Annotated in this window: 20 protein-coding genes; 11 read left to right on the top strand and 9 right to left on the bottom strand. The window is 64.8% G+C overall.

The window, feature by feature from the left end:
- Positions 1 to 117: 117 nt before the first annotated feature.
- Together gdhA and ACOHWE_RS07840 are read right to left on the bottom strand one after the other, a co-directional pair.
- Positions 118 to 1,464 carry an NADP-specific glutamate dehydrogenase gene (gdhA, locus tag ACOHWE_RS07845; RefSeq protein ID WP_420665462.1) on the bottom strand — a complete coding sequence of 449 codons (1,347 nt, stop codon included), beginning with the start codon at positions 1,462 to 1,464 and terminating at the stop codon, positions 118 to 120.
- A gap of 12 nt (positions 1,465 to 1,476) precedes the next feature.
- Entirely contained in the window at positions 1,477 to 3,129 is a 1,653-nt protein-coding gene (locus ACOHWE_RS07840) for an acetolactate synthase large subunit (RefSeq protein ID WP_420665460.1), read from the bottom strand.
- Between the two features lie 181 nt (positions 3,130 to 3,310).
- Between ACOHWE_RS07840 and ACOHWE_RS07835 the strand changes: the two genes are divergently transcribed.
- Together ACOHWE_RS07835 and ACOHWE_RS07830 are read left to right on the top strand one after the other, a co-directional pair.
- A complete protein-coding gene (locus ACOHWE_RS07835; RefSeq protein ID WP_420665459.1) occupies positions 3,311 to 3,484 on the top strand; it encodes a DUF1328 domain-containing protein in 174 nt (57 codons plus the stop codon).
- A gap of 163 nt (positions 3,485 to 3,647) precedes the next feature.
- The gene (locus ACOHWE_RS07830) at positions 3,648 to 4,145 is read left to right on the top strand and encodes a Dps family protein (protein ID WP_420665457.1); all 498 of its coding nucleotides are present in this window, start codon (positions 3,648 to 3,650) and stop codon (positions 4,143 to 4,145) included.
- 404 nt (positions 4,146 to 4,549) lie between these two features.
- On the opposite strand, the gene ACOHWE_RS07825 is transcribed toward ACOHWE_RS07830, so the two are convergent.
- Positions 4,550 to 5,371: a response regulator gene (locus ACOHWE_RS07825; RefSeq protein WP_420665456.1), complete on the bottom strand. Its 822-nt coding sequence runs from the start codon at positions 5,369 to 5,371 to the stop codon at positions 4,550 to 4,552.
- A gap of 93 nt (positions 5,372 to 5,464) precedes the next feature.
- On the opposite strand from ACOHWE_RS07825, the gene ACOHWE_RS07820 reads away from it, so the two are divergent.
- From ACOHWE_RS07820 to ACOHWE_RS07805, 4 genes are read left to right on the top strand one after another with little or no spacing between them, the layout of a single operon-like run.
- Complete coding sequence (locus tag ACOHWE_RS07820; protein ID WP_420665455.1) at positions 5,465 to 5,680, top strand: NepR family anti-sigma factor; 216 nt, start codon at positions 5,465 to 5,467, stop codon at positions 5,678 to 5,680.
- Positions 5,673 to 6,230, top strand: a complete 558-nt coding sequence (locus tag ACOHWE_RS07815) for an RNA polymerase sigma factor (RefSeq protein ID WP_420665454.1) — start codon at positions 5,673 to 5,675, stop codon at positions 6,228 to 6,230. Before ACOHWE_RS07820 ends, ACOHWE_RS07815 begins: the two co-directional genes overlap by 8 nt.
- Positions 6,227 to 8,002 carry a sensor histidine kinase gene (locus ACOHWE_RS07810; protein WP_420665452.1) on the top strand — a complete coding sequence of 592 codons (1,776 nt, stop codon included), beginning with the start codon at positions 6,227 to 6,229 and terminating at the stop codon, positions 8,000 to 8,002. Before ACOHWE_RS07815 ends, ACOHWE_RS07810 begins: the two co-directional genes overlap by 4 nt.
- Positions 7,980 to 9,461, top strand: coding sequence for a phospholipase D-like domain-containing protein (locus tag ACOHWE_RS07805; protein ID WP_420665451.1), 1,482 nt, complete (start codon positions 7,980 to 7,982; stop codon positions 9,459 to 9,461). The genes ACOHWE_RS07810 and ACOHWE_RS07805 overlap by 23 nt, the downstream gene beginning before the upstream one ends.
- Positions 9,462 to 9,471: 10 nt before the next feature.
- On the opposite strand, the gene ACOHWE_RS07800 is transcribed toward ACOHWE_RS07805, so the two are convergent.
- Together ACOHWE_RS07800 and ACOHWE_RS07795 are read right to left on the bottom strand one after the other, a co-directional pair.
- A complete protein-coding gene (locus ACOHWE_RS07800; protein WP_420665449.1) occupies positions 9,472 to 10,491 on the bottom strand; it encodes an AI-2E family transporter in 1,020 nt (339 codons plus the stop codon).
- A 224-nt stretch (positions 10,492 to 10,715) separates the two neighbouring features.
- Entirely contained in the window at positions 10,716 to 10,973 is a 258-nt protein-coding gene (locus ACOHWE_RS07795; protein ID WP_420665447.1) for a hypothetical protein, read from the bottom strand.
- 203 nt (positions 10,974 to 11,176) lie between these two features.
- On the opposite strand from ACOHWE_RS07795, the gene ACOHWE_RS07790 reads away from it, so the two are divergent.
- The gene (locus ACOHWE_RS07790; protein WP_420665446.1) at positions 11,177 to 11,689 is read left to right on the top strand and encodes a pyridoxamine 5'-phosphate oxidase family protein; all 513 of its coding nucleotides are present in this window, start codon (positions 11,177 to 11,179) and stop codon (positions 11,687 to 11,689) included.
- A gap of 302 nt (positions 11,690 to 11,991) precedes the next feature.
- Here the strand turns inward: ACOHWE_RS07790 and ACOHWE_RS07785 are convergent, their stop codons facing one another.
- From ACOHWE_RS07785 to ACOHWE_RS07770, 4 genes are all read right to left on the bottom strand, one after another.
- Positions 11,992 to 12,183 (bottom strand): PLDc N-terminal domain-containing protein, encoded by a 192-nt coding sequence (locus ACOHWE_RS07785; RefSeq protein WP_420665444.1) that lies wholly within the window; start codon positions 12,181 to 12,183, stop codon positions 11,992 to 11,994.
- A gap of 361 nt (positions 12,184 to 12,544) precedes the next feature.
- Positions 12,545 to 13,033, bottom strand: coding sequence for a hypothetical protein (locus ACOHWE_RS07780; protein WP_420665443.1), 489 nt, complete (start codon positions 13,031 to 13,033; stop codon positions 12,545 to 12,547).
- 312 nt (positions 13,034 to 13,345) lie between these two features.
- Positions 13,346 to 14,083, bottom strand: a complete 738-nt coding sequence (locus ACOHWE_RS07775) for a PRC-barrel domain-containing protein (RefSeq protein ID WP_420665442.1) — start codon at positions 14,081 to 14,083, stop codon at positions 13,346 to 13,348.
- 205 nt (positions 14,084 to 14,288) lie between these two features.
- The gene (locus ACOHWE_RS07770) at positions 14,289 to 14,903 is read right to left on the bottom strand and encodes a helix-turn-helix domain-containing protein (RefSeq protein ID WP_420665440.1); all 615 of its coding nucleotides are present in this window, start codon (positions 14,901 to 14,903) and stop codon (positions 14,289 to 14,291) included.
- A gap of 249 nt (positions 14,904 to 15,152) precedes the next feature.
- On the opposite strand from ACOHWE_RS07770, the gene lipA reads away from it, so the two are divergent.
- The 4 genes from lipA to gcvP all read left to right on the top strand — a co-directional run bounded on the left by lipA (position 15,153) and on the right by gcvP (position 20,767).
- On the top strand, positions 15,153 to 16,103 hold the full coding sequence (lipA, locus tag ACOHWE_RS07765; protein WP_420665439.1) for a lipoyl synthase: 951 nt from the start codon (positions 15,153 to 15,155) through the stop codon (positions 16,101 to 16,103).
- Between the two features lie 207 nt (positions 16,104 to 16,310).
- A complete protein-coding gene (gene gcvT, locus ACOHWE_RS07760; protein WP_420665437.1) occupies positions 16,311 to 17,408 on the top strand; it encodes a glycine cleavage system aminomethyltransferase GcvT in 1,098 nt (365 codons plus the stop codon).
- 21 nt (positions 17,409 to 17,429) lie between these two features.
- The gene (gene gcvH / locus ACOHWE_RS07755) at positions 17,430 to 17,795 is read left to right on the top strand and encodes a glycine cleavage system protein GcvH (RefSeq protein WP_420665436.1); all 366 of its coding nucleotides are present in this window, start codon (positions 17,430 to 17,432) and stop codon (positions 17,793 to 17,795) included.
- 119 nt (positions 17,796 to 17,914) lie between these two features.
- A complete protein-coding gene (gcvP, locus tag ACOHWE_RS07750) occupies positions 17,915 to 20,767 on the top strand; it encodes an aminomethyl-transferring glycine dehydrogenase (protein ID WP_420665434.1) in 2,853 nt (950 codons plus the stop codon).
- The last annotated feature ends 116 nt before the right edge of the window (positions 20,768 to 20,883 follow it).

Genomic DNA, 20,883 nt, shown 5'->3' with positions numbered 1-20,883 from the left:
TTCGGGCGCCTTTTGTTATTGCGGGCTGCCTTCGCCTGAACGGCGGTGCCCGGGCGGCGGCCCGCCTTCTTCCCTGCCCGGATTGCCCCATGCCCGCCTGGCCCGGGACGGCCGCTGTCAGAAAGTCCCCTGCGCCAGCATCGCATCCGCCACCTTACGCAAGCCCGCGATATTTGCGCCCTTGGAATAGTTGATGCCGTCCTTTCCCTCGCCCGCCTCGGCGCAGCGGTTATGGATCTGCTCCATAATGTCCTGCAGCGCCTCGGCCAGCTGCTCGCAGCTCATCGACCGGCGGCTCTGGTTCTGGCTGATCTCCAGCCCGGAGACCGCGACCCCGCCTGCATTGGCGGCTTTTGCCGGGCCAAAGAGAATGCCGCTGTCCGCGATCGTCTTCTTGGCGTCGGGGGTCAGCGGCATGTTGGCGCCTTCGGCCAGCGCCATACAGCCGTTCCTCACCAGCTTTTCTGCGTCATCGGCGTCGAGCTCGTTCTGGGTGGCGCAAGGCAGAGCCACATCGCATTCCACGCCCCATGGCGTGCTGCCCTCCTGCCAGCTGGCGCCGAACTCTTTGGAATAAGCCTCCAGGCTGCCGTCCTTCTCCGCCTTGAAGCCGCGCACCCAGGCAAGTTTTTCCTCGTCCAAGCCATCCTTGTCGTGGATGAAGCCGCGGCTGTCCGAAAGCGTCAGCACTTTGGCGCCCCGGCGCAGGGCCAGCTCGGCGGCGTGCGTTGCGACGTTACCCGCGCCGGAGACCGCCACGCGCTTGCCCTCCAGGTCCTTGCCGTGGCGTTCCAGCATGTGGCCAAGGAACTGCACAACACCGTCGCCCGTCGCTTCGGTCCGCATTTCCGAACCGCCGTAGCTCTCACCCTTGCCGGTGAGCGCGCCCTGGAATTCGTTGGTTATGCGGCGGTAGGCGCCGAACAGCCAGCCGATCTCCCGCGCGCCGACATTGATGTCGCCCGCCGGCACATCGGTGTTGGGGCCGATGTAGTGGTGCAGCGCCACCATGAAGGCCTGGCAGAACCGCATGATCTCGCCCGGTGAGCGGCCCGAGGGGTCGAAGTCCGCCCCGCCCTTGCCGCCGCCCATCGGCAGGCCGGTGAGCGCGTTCTTGAAGGTCTGCTCGAAGCCGAGGAACTTGAGGATCGACAAATCGACGCTGGGGTGAAAGCGAAGCCCGCCCTTATAGGGGCCGATGGCGGAGTTGAACTGCACCCGGTGGCCGCAGTTCACCTGCACGCAGTTGTCGTCATCCACCCACTCCACCCGGAAGCTGATCACCCGGTCCGGCTCCACCAGCCGCCGCAGCAAGGCGGCGTCGCGGTACTCCGGCGTATCGTTGATGACCGGCAGGATGTCCGGCACAACCTCCCCCACTGCCTGGTGGAAGGCCTCCTGTCCCGGGGTGCGGTCCTTCAGCTCCGACAGGAAGCTGTCGCAGTCGATCTTGTTGCTGCTCATCGGGAGGTTCCTTCACTTGCAGGGCGAGGTCATCTGCCCCAGCCGCTTGGTCAGTTTCATGTTTTCGCTGTAGTCCACCGGGACCGCGACCAGCGCCGGGCCATCATGGGCAAGCGCCGCGCGCAGAGAGTCCTGCACGTCTTCGGCGCGGGTGCAGAGATCGGCTTTCCAGCCGAAGCTCCGGCCCAGCTGCACCCAGTCGGGATTGGAGAACGACAGGTCCGTGTGATGGCCGAATTCCTGCTCCTGCTTCCAGGCGATGAGGCCGTAGCCCTTGTCCTCCCAGATCATCAGGGTGATATCGGCATTGAGCCGTGCCGCGGTCTCCATCTCCTGCAGGTTCATCAGGAAGTCGCCGTCTCCGGCGAGGCCCAGCACCTTGCGGTCCGGGCAGCTCAGCGCCGCGCCGATGGCGCCGGGCAGCGGCATGCCCATGGAGCAGAACCCGTTGGAGATGATGCAGCTGCCGGGTTCCTGCGCCTGATAATGGCGGGCCACCCACATCTTGTGAGCGCCCACACCGCTGATCAGGATATCACGCGGGCCGAGGCAGGCGCGCGCGTCGGCGATCAGTTTCTGCGGCTTTACCGGGCCTGCGCCAGCCTGGTCCGCATAGGCGGCAAATTCTTTTTGCATGGTTTCGCGGAGCCGCCGCTGGTCCGCGAGGTCGTAGTCCGGCACGGCGCCGCGGGCGCGCTCCTCCAGCCCGGCCAGCGCCTTCGCCGGATGGCCGATCACCTCCACCGCGGGGCTGTAGTGGCGGTCGGCCTCGGCCGGGAGGGTATCGATATGAATAATCCTCGCATTGCCGGGGCCGTTCCAGCTTTGCGGCGGGTATTCCACCATGTCATAGCCCACTGTCACGATCACGTCTGCGCTCTCTGCCACTGGCACCGGGTGATCGCGCTGGCCCATGCCGATGGTGAAAAGGCAGCGCGGGTCTTCGGGCGCCAGCGCACCCTTCGCCATGAAGGTCATCAGCGCGCCGATTCCCGTCGTTTCGCAAAACGACCGCAACGCCGGGCTGGCACCGGTGCGTATGGTGCCGTTGCCCGCGATGATCAGCGGCGAACGGGCGTTCGCAAGAATATCCCAGGCCTCGTCCAGCGCCTCCGGATCGGGCGCGGGCAAGCGCACGGGGACGCGCGGCAGCGGAGCGGCGGAGGTCTCCATCGCGGCCACGTCCTCGGGCAGTTCGAGCAGTACCGCCCCGGGCACCTCGGCTTCGGCCAGCTTCACCGCCTTGCGGACAATCTCGGGCACCGCATCCGGTGCCAGGATTGCCTGGGACCACTTGGTCACCGGGCGGAACATCGCCACAACATCAATGATCTGGTGGCTTTCTTTGTGCAGGCGGGAGGTCGCGCCCTGCCCGGTGATGACCAGCATCGGCGCGTGGTCCAGGTCTCCGTCCGCCACCCCTGTCAGCAGGTTCGAGGCTCCGGGCCCCAGGGTTCCGAGGCAGACGCCCACGGTGCCCGTCAGCCGTCCGTGCAGCGCCGCCATAAAGGCCGCGCCCTGTTCATGGCGTGTCAGGACAAATTCGATGGGGGAGCTTTCCAGCGCCAACATAACCGCGGCGTTTTCCTCGCCCGGCACGCCAAAGATACGTGTGACTCCATCGGCCTCCAGGCACCGGACCAATAACTCTGCCGCGTTTGCCATGCGCTGTCCCCTTGCCCGCTGTGATCACAGAAGAGAAACGCTGGCGAAGTTCCGCCGGTTCCCCCGCATCACGAAGGCGTTGGCCAGCGTGTGTCCCGAAGTGGAGGAAATAGGCGGAACTTTTCCCGCGGCAGCCCGGTTGGTTGGGTACAACACGCAACCACTGACGAAAGGACATGGCATGCTTTACTGGGCGCTCGTTTTTCTTGCCATCGCCATCGTCTCGGGGATCTTCGGATTCGGTGGAGTTGCGACGGCCTCGGCCGGGATCGCGCAAATCCTGTTCTTCGTGTTCCTGGTGCTGTTTGCCATCGCCCTTCTGCTCCGTCTCATGCGTGGCGGCCCGCGGCAGTAGCGAAGAAAGGCGGCGGCCGGATGCCGCCGCCGCGTCCTCCCGCCTTGTCCCAACTGCTGTGGTGCGATGCCTGGAAACATAACCGCGGACGGGCGGGAACCAGTCCAAAGGACACTGCGTTACCTCTGCAACTCTGCGAACGAAATACTGAAAGGAGCCCGTAATGACCGACGCACTTTCCACCGTACCGAGCGACAGCGATGTCAATACGGGCGTCCGCGATACCGGCGCGGTTGCCAGCGGGCTGGCTGATGTGCTCGCCGATACCTACCGTCTGGTATTCAAGACCCACGCCTACCACTGGAATGTGGAAGGTCCGGTGTTCTACTCGATGCATAAACTGACCGAAGAGCAGTACGAGAACATGTTCACCGCCGCCGATACACTGGCCGAGCGCATCCGCGCCTTGGGCCACCTGGCGCCGTCGCGGATGGACGAGATCCTGAACCGCTCGAAAATCGAGGACGCTCAGGGCGAATTGGACGCCGCCCAGATGGCGCAGGATTTGGTCAACAGCCATGAGCGCGTCGCGCGCCGGCTGCACGCCCTGGCTGAGCTGGCGGCTAAGCATAGGGACGTAGTAACCGAAGACCTCGCGGTCGCACGCTCCGCCTTCCATGAGCAGGCGGCCTGGATGCTGAGGTCCATAAAGAAGGCCTAAACCGGCTGCCACTTCTGCCGGCCTGCCCTCCTCCTCCCGTCTTGCAGGCTGGCAACTGACCCGGTCCGCGTATTGGTCCACGGACCGGGTCTATTTTTCTAGGTATTCAGCTCGTCTGGCGTACGCACAGCATCGAGCTGCCATGCGCACTCCGGCTGCCGGAGATCGTTTCACGGTGGAAGGCGGCGTTTTACGGCGCCCGGCCCGCGGTTCGGCCGGCCGCCGTATCCGCCAAATGGCCGATGTGCGCGTTCGCGCCGCCGTTGAGCGGCCCTACTTTGCTCCGGGGGCACCCGGGGGCAGGCTCTGAATTGAGGCTTGAGGCGGAATCTTACACGCCGGCCCCGGAGGGCCGGCGTGATCAGATGCTATAGCGGGCCGCTGTGCGGCCGCCACCCTGGGCGTCAGCCCACAGCCTTCAGCGTCTCTGTCGAAGAGAAGAACATCGCCTGGCTCACCGCCGAGCGCACTTGCTCTTCAGTATAGGGCTTCGAAATCAGGAAGGCCGGCTCCGGGCCTTCGCCGGTCAGCAGCCGCTCCGGGTATGCGGTAATGAAAATCACCGGGCGGTCGCCTTGCTCCGCCAGGATACCGTTCACCGCATCGATACCGCTGGAATTGTCGGCAAGCTGGATATCCGAGAGGATCAGATTGGCGGGTGCCTCGGCGGCCAGCTTGCGGGCCTGTTCCTCGGTGCGGGCGATGCCGGTGATCTGGTGGCCCATCTCAGTTACGATCGCTTCCAAATCCATTGCGATCACGGCCTCGTCCTCGATGATCATCACCTTGCCTACGGTGGCGCGCGCCATTTCCTCGTAGGCGATGGAGATCAGCTCCGACGCTTCCTGCTCGCTCACGCCCATGATCGCGCCGGTGTCGGCGGCGCTGAATTCCTCGATCGTGTGCAATAGCAGTGCCTCGCGGGTGTTCGGGGTCAGCCGCCGCAGGTGTGCCTGCGCCCTTGCCGCCAGGCCGGCTTCGTCCGCGTCGTCGCTGACATGCGCCCCCGCGGAAGTCCAGATCGCATGGAACACCCGGAAGAGTGCCGCCTTCGGAGCCAGCTCGCTGTCATATTCCCCCTCCCCCGAGAGGATCGCCTCCAACGAGGCAATTGCATATTGGTCGCCGCTGCTCTGGCTGCCGGTCAGCGCCCGAGCGTACCGGCGCAGGTATGGCAGGTTTGCCGCGATCTGGCTGGCAATCACTTCTCCCGTCTGAACGGTCATTTGTCGTTGTTCCTTTTTTTGGCATACACATGGAACTATACGCGCCGTTTGGCGTTTGGTTCCAGAAACCTCAAAAATAAACTGATGCATCACATGAAACAATCATCTCAACTACGCGCCCACGCGCGCGACAAAGCGCTGGATAGAGAGATCGACGAGAACCTGAAGAAGGCCTTCGATCAGCTTGCCAGCGAGCCGGTACCCGACAGGTTTACCGAGCTTCTGAAGCAGCTGAAGGAAAAAGGGCCTGCTGCAACCGCCAATGGGGCCGCGCAGCAGCCCGATGAGGAGGGCAAACCGAATGGGTGACCAGCCGCTTGACCCGCGCGACGATCTTGCCAACCACCTAGGTGCTCTGCGCGCCTTCGCCATCAGCCTGACCCGCAACAGCGCCACGGCTGATGACCTCGTGCAGGACACGCTGGTCAAGGCCTGGACAAACATCGACAAGTTCGAACCCGGCTCCAACATCCGCGCCTGGCTGTTCACCATCCTGCGCAACACCTATTATTCGCTGCGCCGCAAGCGCAAGCGCGAGGTCGAGGATGCAGACGGCTCGCTGGCCGCCGCGCTGTCGCAAAAGCCCGACCATGACGGCCGCCTCAACATGCGCGATTTCCATACCGCCTTCCGCCAGCTCAACGACGAGCAGCGCGAAGCGCTGACGCTGGTCGGCGCCGGCGGCTTCTCTTACGAGGAGGCGGCCGAGATGTGCGGAGTGAAGACCGGCACCATCAAGAGCCGTGTGAACCGAGCCCGTGCCCGCCTCGCAGAACTGATGCACCTGGACGAAACCGGCCAGATGGAACTCACAGATAGTGTGACCGCCGGGATCGTCAGTAATTCAAGCGCCGCATGATTCAATTCCGCCGCTCCTTCGCAGGCAGTCTGCTGGTACGGCTTGCAGGGCTGATGACGCTTGCCCTGCTGCCGCTCGGCCTGATTGCGATATATCAGACCAACGCTGTGGTTACCGAAGCCAGCCGCCTGTCGCATGCCTCGCTCCTCGACCGCACCCAGCGCGCCGCAGCGCGGGAGCGCGAGCTGCTGCAGAGGGCGGGCGGCGTGACCGAGGGACTGGCGGCCCTGATCCTGCCGTTCACCGGCGATCAGGAGGCCTGTTCGGAATTCCTGCGGGCATTCACCGAGAAGGCGAATCCCTTCACATTTGCCGCCTTCATCGGTCCCGACGGGCAAATGAACTGCACATCCACCGGGGTAACGCGGGATGTGTCCCAGGAATGGTCCTTCCTGAAGGCGCAAACCGTGGATGGGCCGAGTTTCGCCGTGGATGACAACATTTCCGGCAGCTCCACCCCGCAGCTTCTGGCGACCAGCCCGGTGCGCCAGTCCGGCACCGTCGCGGGCTATGTCTCGATCGGGGTGCCTCACAGGATGGCCAGCACAATGCCCGGCCAGCCCGGTGCGGCCAGCGGCATCCAGTTCTCCACCGTCGACAGCCAGGGCGACATCCTGTTTTCCAGCGCTCCGCCGGAGGAAGCCAATTTGACGCTGCCCTCCTCGGTGCCGCGGCGCGAGCTGCTGGACCGCACTGGCGAGACGTTTTTTGGCGATTCCCACTCTGGCAACCCGCGGTTCTTTGCAGTCAGCGCGATTATCCCCGGCCAGGTCGCGGTGGTCGGCAGCTGGCCAGTGGAGAAGGCGATGTCGATGACCGGCAACCCTGCCTCCCTGATGACGATGGCCTTTCCGGTGCTGATGTGGCTGGCAGGGATCACCGTTGCGGTCTTTGGCCTTCAGCGCTCGGTCATCCGCCACCTGAGCGCGCTGCGCACCGCGATGCGGCGCTATGCGCTGGGGGAACGCGAGGATCCGCGGCTGGAGCTCAGCCATCCGCCGCGCGAATTCGAAGAGGCGCAGCAGTCGTTCAACCGCATGGTGACGATCCTGAGCGAGGCGGAGCGCCGCCGCGAACAGGACCTGGCAGAGAAAACGGTACTCCTGCGGGAGGTGCATCACCGGGTGAAGAACAACTTGCAAATGATCGCCTCGATCATGAACATGCAGAGCCGCAGCGCCCACTCGATGGAGGCGCGCAGCATGTTGTCGCAGCTGCAGCGCCGGGTGCGCGGGCTGGCCACCATCCACCGCAGCCTGAACACCAATCCTGATGTCACCACGGTAGACAGCCGTCAGCTGCTCAACGGGCTGGTGGACGAGATCGGCTCGATCAACCCGAGCCACGGCCCCGGAGTGGAAATCGGCCGTGACGTGATCGAGGCGCATTTGTCGCAGGACCAGGCCGTGACCCTGTCGATGCTGTTTTCAGAGGCGATGACCAACGCCGTCAAATACGCAGGCAAACCTAAGAATGGCCCGGCCCGGATTACCGTCAGCCTGCACCTCGCCGAGGAAGGCACGCTGGAACTCGAAATCTGCAACACCAAGGGGGAGCGCGTCTTTGAAACCCCGGATGATGAAATGGGCACCGGAGTGGGCACGCGGCTGATGCAAGCCTTCACGACGCAGCTGGACGGCGTGGCCAGCATCCTCGATAACGAAGACTACTACTGCTACCAGCTCCGCTTCCCGGCACCGCCGGGCACCGAAGCTCCGATCACGGCCTCGCAGCCGGGGCAGGGAGAAAATGCATCAGAACCCGCAGCCTGAAGACAAATCGGCAACAGACTTTGAGGTTCTGATCACCGCCGAAGAGGCCTGGCCCGCGTTCGAGCGCGCGGTGCTGGGCGCTGAGCGGGAAATCTCCGCCAGCTTCCGCCTGTTCAACTTCGCTACCAAGCTGCTCAGCCCTGAGGCGCGTCAGATAGGCGATACATGGGCCGACCTGATCACGGATGCGCTCGTCCGGGGTGTGCGGGTGCGCTTGGTGGTCAGCGATTTCGACCCGGTAATGGCCTCGCCCCTGCATGCCGCGGCAATGAAGACACTGGCTCAGGCGGCGGCGCTGACTGCAGATCTGCACCCCGATGCTGCCGCGCGGCTGTCGGTGTCCGCTTCTCTGCACCCGGCGCGGGCGGGGATGCTGACGCGGCTGGTTTTCTCACCATTTGTGCTGAAGAAATTACGCAGCTTGCCGCGGCGGCTGCGGCCGCGCGGGGTGACCTACGGGCCGCCCAACCTTTACCCCGCGTCCCACCACCAGAAGGTGGCTGTGATTGACCGCAAGGTGCTCTACCTCGGCGGGCTGGACTTGAACCGGCGCCGCTATGACACGCCGGCGCATGACCTGCCCGCGCACGAGACTTGGGCTGATGTTCAGCTGCTGGTGCGCGGGCCCGAAGCCGAAGAGGCGGCGCGCCACCTCGACCAGTTCCTCGACGAGATCGCGCTGAAGCGGCAGGCCGAAAAGGGCGGCGCCGTGCGGCGTACCCTGTCGGGCCCACGGAAGACGCCCTGGGCGCTGTCGCCGCGCACGCTCCTGAAGGAGATAGAAGAGGATCACCTCGCCGCGTTCCAGCGCGCCGAGAAGCTGATCTATCTGGAGACCCAGTTCCTGCGCTCCAGCAAGATTGCCCGCGGGCTGGCGCGGGCAGCGCGCCGCAACCCGGACCTGTCGCTGATCCTGATCCTGCCCGCCCTGCCCGAGGATGTCGCCTTCGAAGGCAACCGCGATCTCGACGCACGCTATGGCATGGCGCTGCAGGCCGAGGCGCTGGAGAAGGTGACGGCGGCCTTTGGGGAGCGCGCCTGCATCGCGAGTCCGGTACAGCCGCGCATGGCGGCGCGGGAGACACCCGCGGTGCTGGCGGGCTCGCCCGTCATCTATCTGCACAGCAAGGTACTGATCATCGACGGCAGTTTCGGGGTGGTCGGCTCGGCCAATCTGAACGGGCGCTCGATGCGCTGGGACACTGAATCGGCGCTGCGGCTGACCCAGCCGGAGCGGGTCTCGCTCTTGTGGCACCGGCTGGCCCGGCACTGGTGGCGCGAGGATCTGCCGCCCGAAGCGCTCGGTCCTGCCAGTGCGGCAGCTTGGTGGCGGCAGGAAGTGCGCCGCAATGGCGTGCGCCGCCCCGAGGCGCGCCGCGGTCTTCTGGTGCCGCATGACCCCGAGCAGCTGGCGGATCTGCGCCAGAGCGTGCCCGGCGCGCCGGAGGATATCGTCTAAGGCGGCGCGGTCAGGCCTTGGCAGGCGGCTGCTGCGGACCTTGCGGGGGCGGCGGAGTCAGCATCCTTCCGCTCCACAGCAGAACCGGCAGCGCCACGATGGCCCCCACCGGCCCCCAAATCCACAAGCCGAAAATGATCGCGAGGAACACCCAGAGCGGGTTGAGGTGCAATTGGCGGCCGACGAAGGCGGGGGTGACGAACTGCGATTCCGTGAGGTTCAAGAGAATAAAAAGCCCAAGCGGCAGCACCGCCTGCACCCCGTTGAACTGGGTAATGCCTGCCACCGCCAACCCGCCCATGATCAGAAACGGCCCGAGATAGGGGATAAAATTCAACAGTGCCGCCGCCAGCCCCCAGGCCCAGGCGCCTGCCACGCCCAGCGCCGCAAGCCCCGCCGCCGCCGTCAGCCCGAGCCCGGCATTCACCATGGAGATCGCGGTAAAATAGCGCGCCACCGCGCGCTCGGCCCGGAATAGGCGGCTGGCGTAAGGGCCGGCTGCGGCATAGAGCTCGTTTCGGGTCAGCACGAAGAAAAACAGCGTGCCCACGAAAATCAGCATTTGCGCCCCGAAGTTCGGCGCCAGCCAGAGCGCATCCACCAGCGTCGGCAAGGCTGTCTCCTCCTCGCGGGCAACGCCAGAGCCGGACTGGCCCACGGTTTCCTCCAGCTCGCTGCTGATCGCTTCAATGCCGCGGAGCACTTCTGAAAGCATCTCCACCCAGCCGCGGATCTCAGCCTTTATCACCGGCAGCTGCGCCACAAGCGCCGAGATCAGCGGGTCAAGCGACAGCACCAGCAGTACGAGCAGCAACACAGACAGCACCAAAAGCCCGGCCGCGGTCGCAACCCGGGCGACCCCCAGCCGGTCAAGCCGGTCGGCCAGCGGCGAGATGACGATGCCCATGACCGCGGCGAAAACCACCGGGGCCAGGACCGGCTTGGCAAAGTGCAGCGCGGCGGTGACGGCGATGAGGGTGAGTATGAGGATCATTGCCCGCATCGCCCGGCCGCTCAGGAATACGGACATCAGCGCAGGATGGGCCGTTTCTTCCACAGCGGCGCCGGGGGCGGAACCAGCGGCACCGGGCCTGGCCATTTTCTGCATTCACACCCCTCCAGACGTCGATGAGCGGGCCGCGCGCTCTGGCGCCTGCCCGCCGAAAATGCGGCAGAATGTTCTGCCGCGCCGTGGCCTTGAGAACCGGGTGCGCAACGAGCCCATAGCCCGCCCGCAGCCTGCCCCCTGCCTTGTCACTTCCGGGACTTCGCGCCCGTCCGGCGGTATGCCGTCTGATGCTGCCAGAAGATCCGCACTGCCTCCAGCGCGGCGCGGGCAGCTTCGCCGAGGCGCTCCGGCATTTCGCGGGCGGCTGCCAAGGGGTGTGCTGCCTGCGGCAGGGCCACGGCCACGGCGCGCGGTTGCGGCTGGCCGGGGCGGTGGGTGGCGCCCGGCATGCGCTGATGAACGCTGGAACGGGCGGGGAACTGGGCGGGCGCGGTGGGTTTCATTTCTCTGTCTCCCGGTTAAAGGGTGGATGCCTTAAAAACGCGGGCGGAGGGCCTTTGGTTCCTGACCCCGCCGGGCGTTCGGCGGGGAACTGCCACCCCCTTTACGCGTTGAGACGGTGGGAGGCTCCGCACGCGCGGCGCCTCATTGCCGCGCGCGATACCGCGGCGGCGAACCCGGATTTCTCAGATCAAAGAGGTGAGACATGGCCCGCCAAACCGAAACCCTTGAAGACGCCAAGCAGCAGTTGTGGACCCAGTTGTCGCGCGGCCGAACGTCGATGCTGGCGGTGGCCGGAAGCGGCCAGCACCCGCAGCCGATGACGCATTTCGCAGACGAAGACGGCGGGGCGATCTGGTTCATTACCTCATCTGACACCGACCTGGCCCGTGCCATCGGCACCGGCGGGCGCGGCCAGTTGTGCTTCATGTCGAAGAACGAGGACTACTTCGCAAGCATCGAAGGCGCGCTGGAAGTGAGTCAGAATAATGCGAAGCTTGACGAGTACTGGAGCGTGGCAGCCGCCGCCTGGTTTGAGCAGGGCCGTGAGGACCCGAAGGTCACGCTGCTGAAGTTCACCCCAGCTGAGGCCGCGGTCTGGGCAAACGAAAGCAGCGCCGTGCTGGTCGGCCTGAAACTGCTGCGCGCAGGGCTTAAAGAGGGCGAGAGCAATCCCGACGTGGGGGTCCATCACGTTTTGCAGATGAACAACGGCTGACTGCCTGACCCCACGCACGTGACCCGCGCCGGGCTTCCGGCGCGGTTTTTTTATGCCTTCGCGATTGCACAAGACACGGCCCCGAGCGCAAGGGCGCGTCCCGCCAGGAAGAGCGTGGGCCAGCCGGGCAGGTAGAGGGCCTGCAAATTACCTCGCAGAAAGGGCGCGGCCGTGCGGCCCTGTGCCGCGCCGAGTGCAGGCGCCTGCGGGCAAATACTCGTCGCTAGGGCAATGCCAACAAAAAAAAAACGGCACCCCAAGGGATGCCGTCAGTTGACAGGGAGACTTAAAGGGCCCGCGCTTCAGGCCCGGCCGCGGGCGGACTTCGGACCGAACAGCAGCCAGCAGATGAAGCCGATGATCGGCAGGAGCAGCACGAACAGCACCCAAAGCACTTTGGCGCCAGTGCTGGCCTGCGAGCCGACGATTGATACAATTGCCCAGATTGACAGTACCAGGACAATGAAACCGCCAATTCCTGCATATTCGGACATGAAGACACCCCTTTTCCAAGCTGCGCGGGTTGTAGAGGCGGTGTGGCTTGCAAGCCGGGCGCCCCGGGAAAGAACGCACAGCCGTGGCGTTTGGTTCCCAGCGCAATGGCAGTCCGAAGCCCGTTCCCGCCCGCCGGGCTCTCTAGGTCCTGCAATACAGAAAAGGCCTGGCAGCCGCCCGGCCTGCCAAACCTTTTAGAGAAGCGCTAAGAATGGCGTTCAAACCTATGTGCCTCCCGGGACCTATCCAGGACTTCGTTGCCGGGGTGGGCTACGTCACGCCTGGAACCTTCGGCGGTCTCGCAGGCCGCCAGGCCTGCGAGGATCAGCAGGGAAGCAGAGGTACGACTAGCGTACCTTCTTACTTGAGCTTCGAAGCGACGTTCTCGGCAAACGCGTCAATCATCGCGTGGTAGAAGATATCGCTGTCCACCGTAACGGTCGTGACATCGGTACCTGCCGGGAAGTATGCGTTGACTTGGTCGGCGGTCACCGTCAGGTCATAGCGCAGGTCCTGCGAAGCATCCGGCATGTCGATGTCGACATCGCCCTTCAGCTTCCACTCACCCATACCCACGGACTGTTCGAAGTTGTCCGCCAGCGTGACCGAGTCGATCTGGATCTTGATCTCGGCGCCCTCTTCAGAGCCTTCCTCGGCGATCTGGGCCGCAAGCTCCTTGGCAAGGGCGGTTTCGAGGTCGGCTTCCAGGCTGCCCCAGATGCTTGCCGACTGGAAGCCGCTGATGGCAGTGAGGTCGGCCTCGACATCGATCTCCGCGACTTTAGGTCCGGCTGCAGCGGCGGTGGCCAGGGCAGCGGCAAGAACGGTAGTACGCATCAGATACGGCATTTGTTTCTCCTTTTCCACTAATCCAGTCCCTCCCAGGGATCTGCAAAGGAAACGTCTCCAGAACCGCGGCAGTTCCCTGCGAAATCTGAAATTAATCATAAAAATAAAGATCTTGGCCAATTTGCGCGGCTGGAGACAGACGTAAAAAGGCCGGGTATCCCGAAGGAAACCCGGCCCTAGCGCCGCCCTGGCAGAACGTTTGGCAGATTATTCGGCCGGTACGAGGCAGGAACCCGGCGTCAGGCAATGGCAAACGGGGCGGCTTTTGAAGGGGACGGAACGGACCCCTTCAAACCTTTGCAAATGCGGGGCTTACGTGCCCTCGTACTCAGGCAGAGCTTCCATTTGCTCTTCTGTCATCATGATGCGGACGCGCAGGTCGCCCTCGACCTCATTGATCTCGATATCGTCCATGGTCAGCTTCACGGGTTTTTCGCCGATGCCCAGGAAACCGCCGAGATCAACGACCACGCCTTCGACCTTGCCGTCGGCGGTCAGGATCACTTCGGATACTTCGCCCACGTGCTCGTCGTTCGCGTCATAGGCGCGGGTGCCCGTCAGCTCTTCAGCAGTCAGATCTTCGATGGCAATAACCTTGGCAGACGCTTCCGCGGAGGCTCCGGCGTCATCCATCATCTCCTCGGTCTCGGCCGCGGTTTCATCCATGGCCTCACCGGTTTCAGTGGCGGCTTCGTCCATGGCTTCGGAGGTCTCGCCTACCATTTCATCGGTGGCAGCCTCAGCTTCGTCCATGGCCTTTTCGGCACCGGCTTCAGCGCTCTCGGCGGCCTCTTCAGCGGCAGTCTCGGCGCTCTCAGCAGCGTCCTCAACGGCTTCGCCAGTTTCCTCCAGAGCCTGTTCGGTCTCGGTTTCCATCTCGGTTTCGACGGAGCCTTCAACTTCGGCGCCTGCCGCGGCATCGCCCTCGGTGGCCGGAATCTTGATTTCCGCCGACGCGTCGCCGGATGCATCGGTGTCCGTGCCGGCCGCAAAGGCGGGAACGGCAGAAGTAATGATCAGCAGCGAGGTAGAAAGCAAAAGATTCTTCATCGGTTCGTTCTCCTTCAGGTGCGCACCGCAGCGCGCTTGAGCTACACCGTGACAACGTGCCCCGGATGAAGTTGGTTCCGGCGGATTCAAAAATTTTTTACTGTACGAAAATTTTCCCGGCCGTGCGGAAAAGCGATCTGTTGTCAAACGCTTGTTGCCGGGACGCGGTGCCCGTCCCGGCCCGGCCCCCGCCGGACAGCTGAAATCAGACTTCCAGAGAAACCCAGAGCACCCTGGCATCCTCCTCGCTGACCGAGACGCAGCCATGGCCCATGCCGCTGTCGTAATAAACCGAGTCCCCCGCGGCCATGCGCAGGGGCCGGTAGTGTTCTGTGTAGAGGATCAGCTCGCCGCTGAGGACGAACATGAACTCCTCGCCGCGGTGGCGGACCCAGCTGTCGAAGTCACTGACGTCACGCGCCTTGATCGTGCTGATGTAGGGCACCATCCGCTTGCTGGTCAGCTCGTTGCACAACAGTTCGTGGTCGTAGGTCGCGGTTTCCTTGTGCTCCCCCTGACCGGTGCGGGTGAAATCGCGGCGGCCTGAAATGTCGCTTTGGCCGGACTGCAGGAACAGCTGCGGCGTCTCCAGCTCCAGCGTCTGCATCAGGCGGCGGATGATGTCGAAGCTCGGCCGCGTCTGGTTGTTCTCGATCTTGGACAAAGTAGAGCGCCCAATCGCCGCCGCCTTGGCCGCTTCTTCCAGCGTCAAACCCTTTTCCTTGCGGGCGTCGCGAATCATCTTGCCGAGGATTTCGCCATCCGGGGCATCCGCCATGCCGGGCGGCAGGCCTTCATCATCTGGCTGTATGGGGTCCATGCGCTTTATTTTCCTGTTGCGTGAACAGCTTAGCCGCGGGGGTGGTTTAGGTCAAAAAAATTCCGGATGCACTTCATGAGTTGATCATAGGGAAAAAGTTTCCTATAGGGAACGCACGCATGCCGTATACGAATGCATGCATGCCGTTTCCGGGCCGTCGAGGCAAAGGGAGGAGCCGATGAACGCAATTGATCCGATCCTCAGCGGCGGCAGGCCCGGCGGCTCTGCCGCAGCGGCAGGGGCCTCTAAATGACCGTCGCACTGCGCCCCCGGCATCCGGAGAAAGCCCACAGGCCCGCCAGCGAGATCGCGCGCAAGCCGCGCTGGATCCGCCGGAAGAAGATCGAAAGCGCAGAGTATTACGAGACCCGCCGCCTGATGCGGGAACACGGGCTCGCCACGGTCTGCGAAGAGGCCGCCTGCCCCAACATCGGCGAATGCTGGTCGCAGCGCCACGCCACGATGATGATCATGGGCGAGGTCTGCACCCGCGGCTGCTCCTTCTGCAATGTCGCCACCGGCCGCCCCGATGCGCTCGATGCCTTCGAGCCGGGCAAGGTCGCGGCGGCGGTGAAGAAGCTGGGTCTGCGCCACGTGGTGATCACCTCGGTCGACCGAGATGACCTGGAAGACGGCGGCGCGGCCCATATTGCCCAGACTATCCGCGCCACCCGGCACCAGAACCCGGACACCACGATCGAGGTGCTGACGCCGGATTTCCTCGGCAAGGGCGCGGCGGCGGAAGCGGTGTTTGCCGCCGCACCGGACGTCTTCAACCATAACTTGGAGACCGTGCCGCGGCTTTACCCGCAGGTGCGCCCCGGGGCGCGTTACTACACCTCCCTGCGGCTCTTGGACGATGCCAAGCGCGCCAACCCGCAGATCTTCACCAAATCCGGGCTGATGGTGGGCCTGGGCGAAACGCTGGAGGACATCCGGCAGGTGATGGACGACCTGCGCGCCGCAGCGGTCGACTTTCTGACCGTGGGCCAGTATCTGCAGCCCACACCGCAGCATCACCCGGTGGTCCGTTTCTGGACGCCGGAGGAGTTCGGGCAACTGGAGCGGATCGCCCGCGCCAAGGGCTTCCTTGGCGTCTCGGCGACCCCGCTCACGCGCTCGTCCTTCCATGCGGATGAGGATTTTGCCGCCCTGAAGCAGGCCCGCGAGCAGGCCTTGACGCAGGGCAAACGGCAGTGACGCTGCCGGGAGGGGAGCGATGGACCAAGGGAACGCGCCTTTTTACGCGCCGCCGCAGCGCCGGGCGGGCTATGCTCCCCGGCGGCGGGCACCGGTCCCTGTCCTGCCTGCCCGGCGCACCACGACACCTGAACCCAAGCGGCCGCGCGATTGCATCGTGATGGCCGCCCGGCTGACCCGGCACACCCCGAACAGGAGGCATTCCTCATGACCGACGCACCCAAACGCACTCCGCTTTATGACCTGCACGTCGAGCTTGGCGGCAAGATGGTCGATTTCGCCGGCTGGGAAATGCCGGTGCAATACCCGATGGGAATCATGGGCGAGCACAAGCAGTGCCGCGAGAAGGCGGCGCTGTTCGACGTGTCCCACATGGGCCAGGTGATCCTGCGCGGCGACAACGTCGGCGAAAAACTGGAGGCGCTCTGCCCGCAGGCCTATGCCACCCTGAAGGAAGGCAAGGCGCGCTACGGCTTCTTCACCAACGAGGCCGGCGGCATCATGGACGACCTGATCGTCTCCAACGCGGGCGATCACTACTTCGTGGTGGTGAACGCGGCTCTCCGGCACCAGGACATCCCGCACATGCAGGCCAAGCTGGACGGCGTCGAGGTGACCGAGATCTTCGACCGCGCGCTGGTCGCCGTTCAAGGGCCGAAGGCCGAGGACGTGGTCGGCTCCCTGTGCCCCGCGGCGCGCGATCTGAAGTTCATGGAAACCACCCTGGGTGAGATCAACGGCACCGAATGCCGGATCTCCCGCCTCGGCTACACCGGCGAGGACGGCTACGAGATCTCCATCCCCGAGGACAAGGCGGTGGAAATCGCCCGCGCCTTCCTCGCCCACGAGGATTGCGAACCGGCGGGCCTCGGCGCGCGCGACAGCCTGCGGCTGGAAGCGGGCCTCTGCCTCTACGGCAACGACATCGATCAGACGACCTCGCCCATCGAGGCGTCACTTGGCTGGGCGATCCAGAAACGCCGCAGGGAAGAGGGCGGCTTTCCCGGTGCTGCGCGCATCCAGAAGGAACTTGCCGAAGGCGCCGCGCGCAAGCTTGTCGGCATCAAGCCTGAAGGCCGCGCCCCTGCCCGCCAGGGCGTCGAGGTGCAATCGCTGGAGGGCGAAAGCCTCGGCAGCATCACCTCGGGCGGCTTCGGCCCCACCGTCGGCGGCCCGGTTGCGATGGGCTATGTTGCCGCCAGCCACAGCGCGCCAGGCAGCAAGGTGAACCTCATCATCCGTGGCAAGGCGCAGCCCGCCGAAGTGGTCGCCCTGCCCTTCGTCACCCAGAATTACAAACGCTAAACCATCATCAGGAGAGCGAAGATGGCCACCTATTTTTCCGAAGAGCATGAATGGATCACCGTCGAGGGCGATACCGCCACCCTCGGCATCACGCAGCACGCGGCCGAGCAGCTGGGCGAGGTTGTCTTCGTCGAGCAGAAGGAAGTCGGCGAGGAGTTTGCCAAGGGCGACGAGCTGGGCGTGATCGAGTCGGTGAAGGCGGCGTCGGAGATCTACGCCCCCGTCGATGGCGAGATCATCGAGATCAACGAAGCCCTGGCCGACAACCCCGGCGCGCTGAACGAAAGCCCCGAGGGCGACGCCTGGATCTGCAAGATCAAACTAAGCGACGCAGGCCAGCTCGAGGAGCTGATGGACCTGGACGGCTACAAGGCCCTGATCGGCTGAGCCTCAGCGGCCAGCGGGGGGGGTCTTTGCAGACCCGCCCTTTCACCTTGCTTCAAATACTCCCGCCGGAGGCTCCCTGAAGCCCGGCTGGACGTGACCTTTCCAAAGGAGCGCTGCAAATGGCCTTCAAACTGACCGACTACGAAGCCTACGACTTCGCCAACCGGCGTCACATCGGCCCCTCCCCCAAGGAGATGGCCGAGATGCTGAAGGTGATCGGCTTCAAGACTCTGGACGAGCTGATCGACGCCACCGTGCCGCCCGCCATCCGCCAGGAAGAGCCGCTGGACTGGGGCCCGGCGATGACCGAGCGCGACGCGCTGTTCCACATGCGCGAAGTGGCCGGCAAGAACAAGGTGCTGACTTCGCTGATCGGCCAGGGCTATTACGGCACCACCACGCCCGCGCCGATCCTGCGCAACATCCTGGAAAACCCGGCCTGGTATACAGCCTATACGCCCTACCAGCCGGAAATCTCCCAGGGCCGGCTGGAGGCACTGCTGAACTACCAGACCATGGTGAGTGACCTTACCGGCCTCGACATCGCCAACGCCTCGCTCCTCGATGAGGCCACCGCCGCGGCGGAAGCGATGGCGATGGCACAGCGTGGCGCGCGCTCCAAGGCGAACAACGCGGCCTTCTTCGTCGACAAGAACTGCCACCCGCAGACCATCGCGGTGATCAAGACCCGCGCCGAGCCGCTGGGCATCGACGTCAAGGTCGGCGATCCGGACGAGCTGGACGCGGGCGCGGTCTTTGGCGCGATCTTCCAGTACCCCGGCACCTTCGGCCACGTGCGCGACTTCACCAAGGAGATCGAGGCACTACACGAGCATAACGCGCTTGCCATCGTGGCAGCCGACATCCTGGCGCTGGCGCTGTTGAAATCCCCGGGCGAGATGGGCGCCGACATCGCCGTCGGCTCGACCCAGCGCTTTGGCGTGCCGATGGGATACGGCGGCCCGCACGCCGCTTATATGGCGACCACCGACAAGTTGAAGCGGGCGATGCCCGGCCGCATCATCGGCGTCTCCATCGATGCCCGCGGCAACAAGGCCTACCGCCTCGCTCTGCAGACCCGCGAGCAGCACATCCGCCGCGAGAAGGCGAACTCCAACGTCTGCACCGCGCAGGCGCTTTTGGCGGTGATGGCCTCGATGTATGCGGTCTACCACGGCCCCGACGGCATCAAGGCGATTGCTCAGTCGGTGCACCGCAAGACCTCGCGCCTCGCCGCCGGGCTGGAGGAACATGGCTTCAAGGTGGAGCCGGAGGTGTTCTTCGACACCATCACCGTCGAGGTCGGCCCGCTGCAGAAGACCGTGATGGAAGCGGCCGTCGCGCGCGGCATCAACCTGCGCAAGGTGGGCGAAACCCGCGTCGGCATCTCGCTCGACGAGCAGACCCGGCCGGAGACCATCGAAGCGGTCTGGGGCGCGTTTGGCATCGACAAGAAGGACGACAGCGTCAAGAACCGCGCCTACCGCCTGCCCGACTACGCGCTGCGCGAAAGCGCCTACATGACGCACCCGATCTTCCACAAGAACCGGGCCGAGGCCGAGATGACGCGCTACATGCGCCGGCTCGCCGACCGCGACCTGGCACTGGACCGCGCGATGATCCCGCTCGGCTCCTGCACCATGAAGCTCAATGCGACCATCGAGATGATCCCGGTTACCTGGCCGGAGTTCTCCAACCTGCACCCCTTCGCGCCCGAGGATCAGGCGCAGGGTTATCACGAGATGATCGCGGATCTGAATGACAAGCTCTGCCAGATCACCGGCTATGACGCGATATCGCAGCAGCCGAACTCCGGCGCGCAGGGCGAGTACGCAGGGCTGCTGACCATCCGCAACTACCACATCGCCCGCGGCGAGGGGCACCGCAACATCTGCCTGATCCCGACCTCGGCGCATGGCACCAATCCGGCGTCGGCGCAGATGGTGGGCTATAAAGTGGTGCCGGTGAAGGCGGACGAGAACGGCGACATCGACCTCGCCGACTTCCGGGCCAAGGCGGAGAAGCACTCGGGCGAATTGGCGGGCTGCATGATCACCTACCCCTCCACCCACGGCGTCTTCGAGACCACCGTGCAGGAGGTCTGCGCGATCACCCATGAGCACGGCGGCCAGGTCTACATCGACGGCGCCAACATGAACGCCATGGTGGGCCTGTCCCGCCCCGGCGACATCGGCGGCGACGTGAGCCACCTGAACCTGCACAAGACCTTCTGCATCCCGCACGGCGGCGGCGGCCCCGGCATGGGTCCGATCGGTGTGAAGGCGCATCTGGCCGAGCACCTGCCGGGGCATCCGGAATACGGCACGGCCGTGGGCCCGGTCTCGGCCGCGCCCTTCGGCTCACCCTCGATCCTGCCGGTGAGCTGGGCTTATGTGCTGCTGATGGGCGGCGCGGGTCTGACGCAGGCGACCAAGGTGGCGATCCTCAACGCCAACTACATCGCGGCACGGCTGAAGGATGCCTACAAGATCCTCTACACCTCGGAAACGGGCCGGGTTGCGCATGAATGCATCCTCGACACCCGCCCGCTGAACGAAGAGGGGCACATCACTGTGGATGACGTGGCCAAGCGGCTGGTGGACTCGGGCTTCCACGCGCCCACCATGTCCTGGCCGGTTGCGGGCACCCTGATGGTGGAGCCGACCGAATCCGAGCCCAAGGCTGAGCTGGACCGGTTCTGCGACGCGATGCTGTCGATCCGGGACGAAGCGCAGCACGTGATCGACGGCAAGATCGACCCCGAGAACAACCCGCTGAAGAACGCGCCGCACACGGTGCGCGACCTGGTGGGCGACTGGGACCGGCCCTACAGCCGCGAGGCAGCCTGTTTTCCGGCGGGCTCGCTCGGCGTGGACAAGTACTGGGCGCCGGTCAACCGGGTCGACAACGCCTATGGCGACCGTCACCTGATCTGCACCTGCCCGCCGATGTCGGAGTACGAGGACGCTTGAACCCCATCCGGGGCCCGCGCCTTGCGGCGCGGGCGGGCTCCTTATTCTCAAGGAAAAAAGGCGGCGGCTCCAGTGGGGCCGCCGCTGGCGTTTCTGGATCGGGCAGCGATTTTCCC

Origin of the sequence: Cribrihabitans neustonicus (genome assembly GCF_048820895.1) — a bacterium.
GTDB classification, from domain to species: domain Bacteria; phylum Pseudomonadota; class Alphaproteobacteria; order Rhodobacterales; family Rhodobacteraceae; genus Cribrihabitans_A; species Cribrihabitans_A neustonicus.
Note: the sequence above shows the minus strand (reverse complement) of the source record. Positions and strands in the feature narration are given on the sequence as shown.

Excerpts from the sequence above, each read along its gene's own strand:
- gdhA (WP_420665462.1), bottom strand. The coding sequence starts at position 1,464 with ATGAGCAGCAACAAGATCGACTGCGACAGCTTCCTGTCGGAGCTGAAG.
- ACOHWE_RS07840 (WP_420665460.1), bottom strand. The coding sequence starts at position 3,129 with ATGGCAAACGCGGCAGAGTTATTGGTCCGGTGCCTGGAGGCCGATGGA.
- ACOHWE_RS07835 (WP_420665459.1), top strand. The coding sequence starts at position 3,311 with ATGCTTTACTGGGCGCTCGTTTTTCTTGCCATCGCCATCGTCTCGGGG.
- ACOHWE_RS07830 (WP_420665457.1), top strand. The coding sequence starts at position 3,648 with ATGACCGACGCACTTTCCACCGTACCGAGCGACAGCGATGTCAATACG.
- ACOHWE_RS07825 (WP_420665456.1), bottom strand. The coding sequence starts at position 5,371 with ATGACCGTTCAGACGGGAGAAGTGATTGCCAGCCAGATCGCGGCAAAC.
- ACOHWE_RS07820 (WP_420665455.1), top strand. The coding sequence starts at position 5,465 with ATGAAACAATCATCTCAACTACGCGCCCACGCGCGCGACAAAGCGCTG.
- ACOHWE_RS07815 (WP_420665454.1), top strand. The coding sequence starts at position 5,673 with ATGGGTGACCAGCCGCTTGACCCGCGCGACGATCTTGCCAACCACCTA.
- ACOHWE_RS07810 (WP_420665452.1), top strand. The coding sequence starts at position 6,227 with ATGATTCAATTCCGCCGCTCCTTCGCAGGCAGTCTGCTGGTACGGCTT.
- ACOHWE_RS07805 (WP_420665451.1), top strand. The coding sequence starts at position 7,980 with ATGCATCAGAACCCGCAGCCTGAAGACAAATCGGCAACAGACTTTGAG.
- ACOHWE_RS07800 (WP_420665449.1), bottom strand. The coding sequence starts at position 10,491 with ATGTCCGTATTCCTGAGCGGCCGGGCGATGCGGGCAATGATCCTCATA.
- ACOHWE_RS07795 (WP_420665447.1), bottom strand. The coding sequence starts at position 10,973 with ATGAAACCCACCGCGCCCGCCCAGTTCCCCGCCCGTTCCAGCGTTCAT.
- ACOHWE_RS07790 (WP_420665446.1), top strand. The coding sequence starts at position 11,177 with ATGGCCCGCCAAACCGAAACCCTTGAAGACGCCAAGCAGCAGTTGTGG.
- ACOHWE_RS07785 (WP_420665444.1), bottom strand. The coding sequence starts at position 12,183 with ATGTCCGAATATGCAGGAATTGGCGGTTTCATTGTCCTGGTACTGTCA.
- ACOHWE_RS07780 (WP_420665443.1), bottom strand. The coding sequence starts at position 13,033 with ATGCCGTATCTGATGCGTACTACCGTTCTTGCCGCTGCCCTGGCCACC.
- ACOHWE_RS07775 (WP_420665442.1), bottom strand. The coding sequence starts at position 14,083 with ATGAAGAATCTTTTGCTTTCTACCTCGCTGCTGATCATTACTTCTGCC.
- ACOHWE_RS07770 (WP_420665440.1), bottom strand. The coding sequence starts at position 14,903 with ATGGACCCCATACAGCCAGATGATGAAGGCCTGCCGCCCGGCATGGCG.
- lipA (WP_420665439.1), top strand. The coding sequence starts at position 15,153 with ATGACCGTCGCACTGCGCCCCCGGCATCCGGAGAAAGCCCACAGGCCC.
- gcvT (WP_420665437.1), top strand. The coding sequence starts at position 16,311 with ATGACCGACGCACCCAAACGCACTCCGCTTTATGACCTGCACGTCGAG.
- gcvH (WP_420665436.1), top strand. The coding sequence starts at position 17,430 with ATGGCCACCTATTTTTCCGAAGAGCATGAATGGATCACCGTCGAGGGC.
- gcvP (WP_420665434.1), top strand. The coding sequence starts at position 17,915 with ATGGCCTTCAAACTGACCGACTACGAAGCCTACGACTTCGCCAACCGG.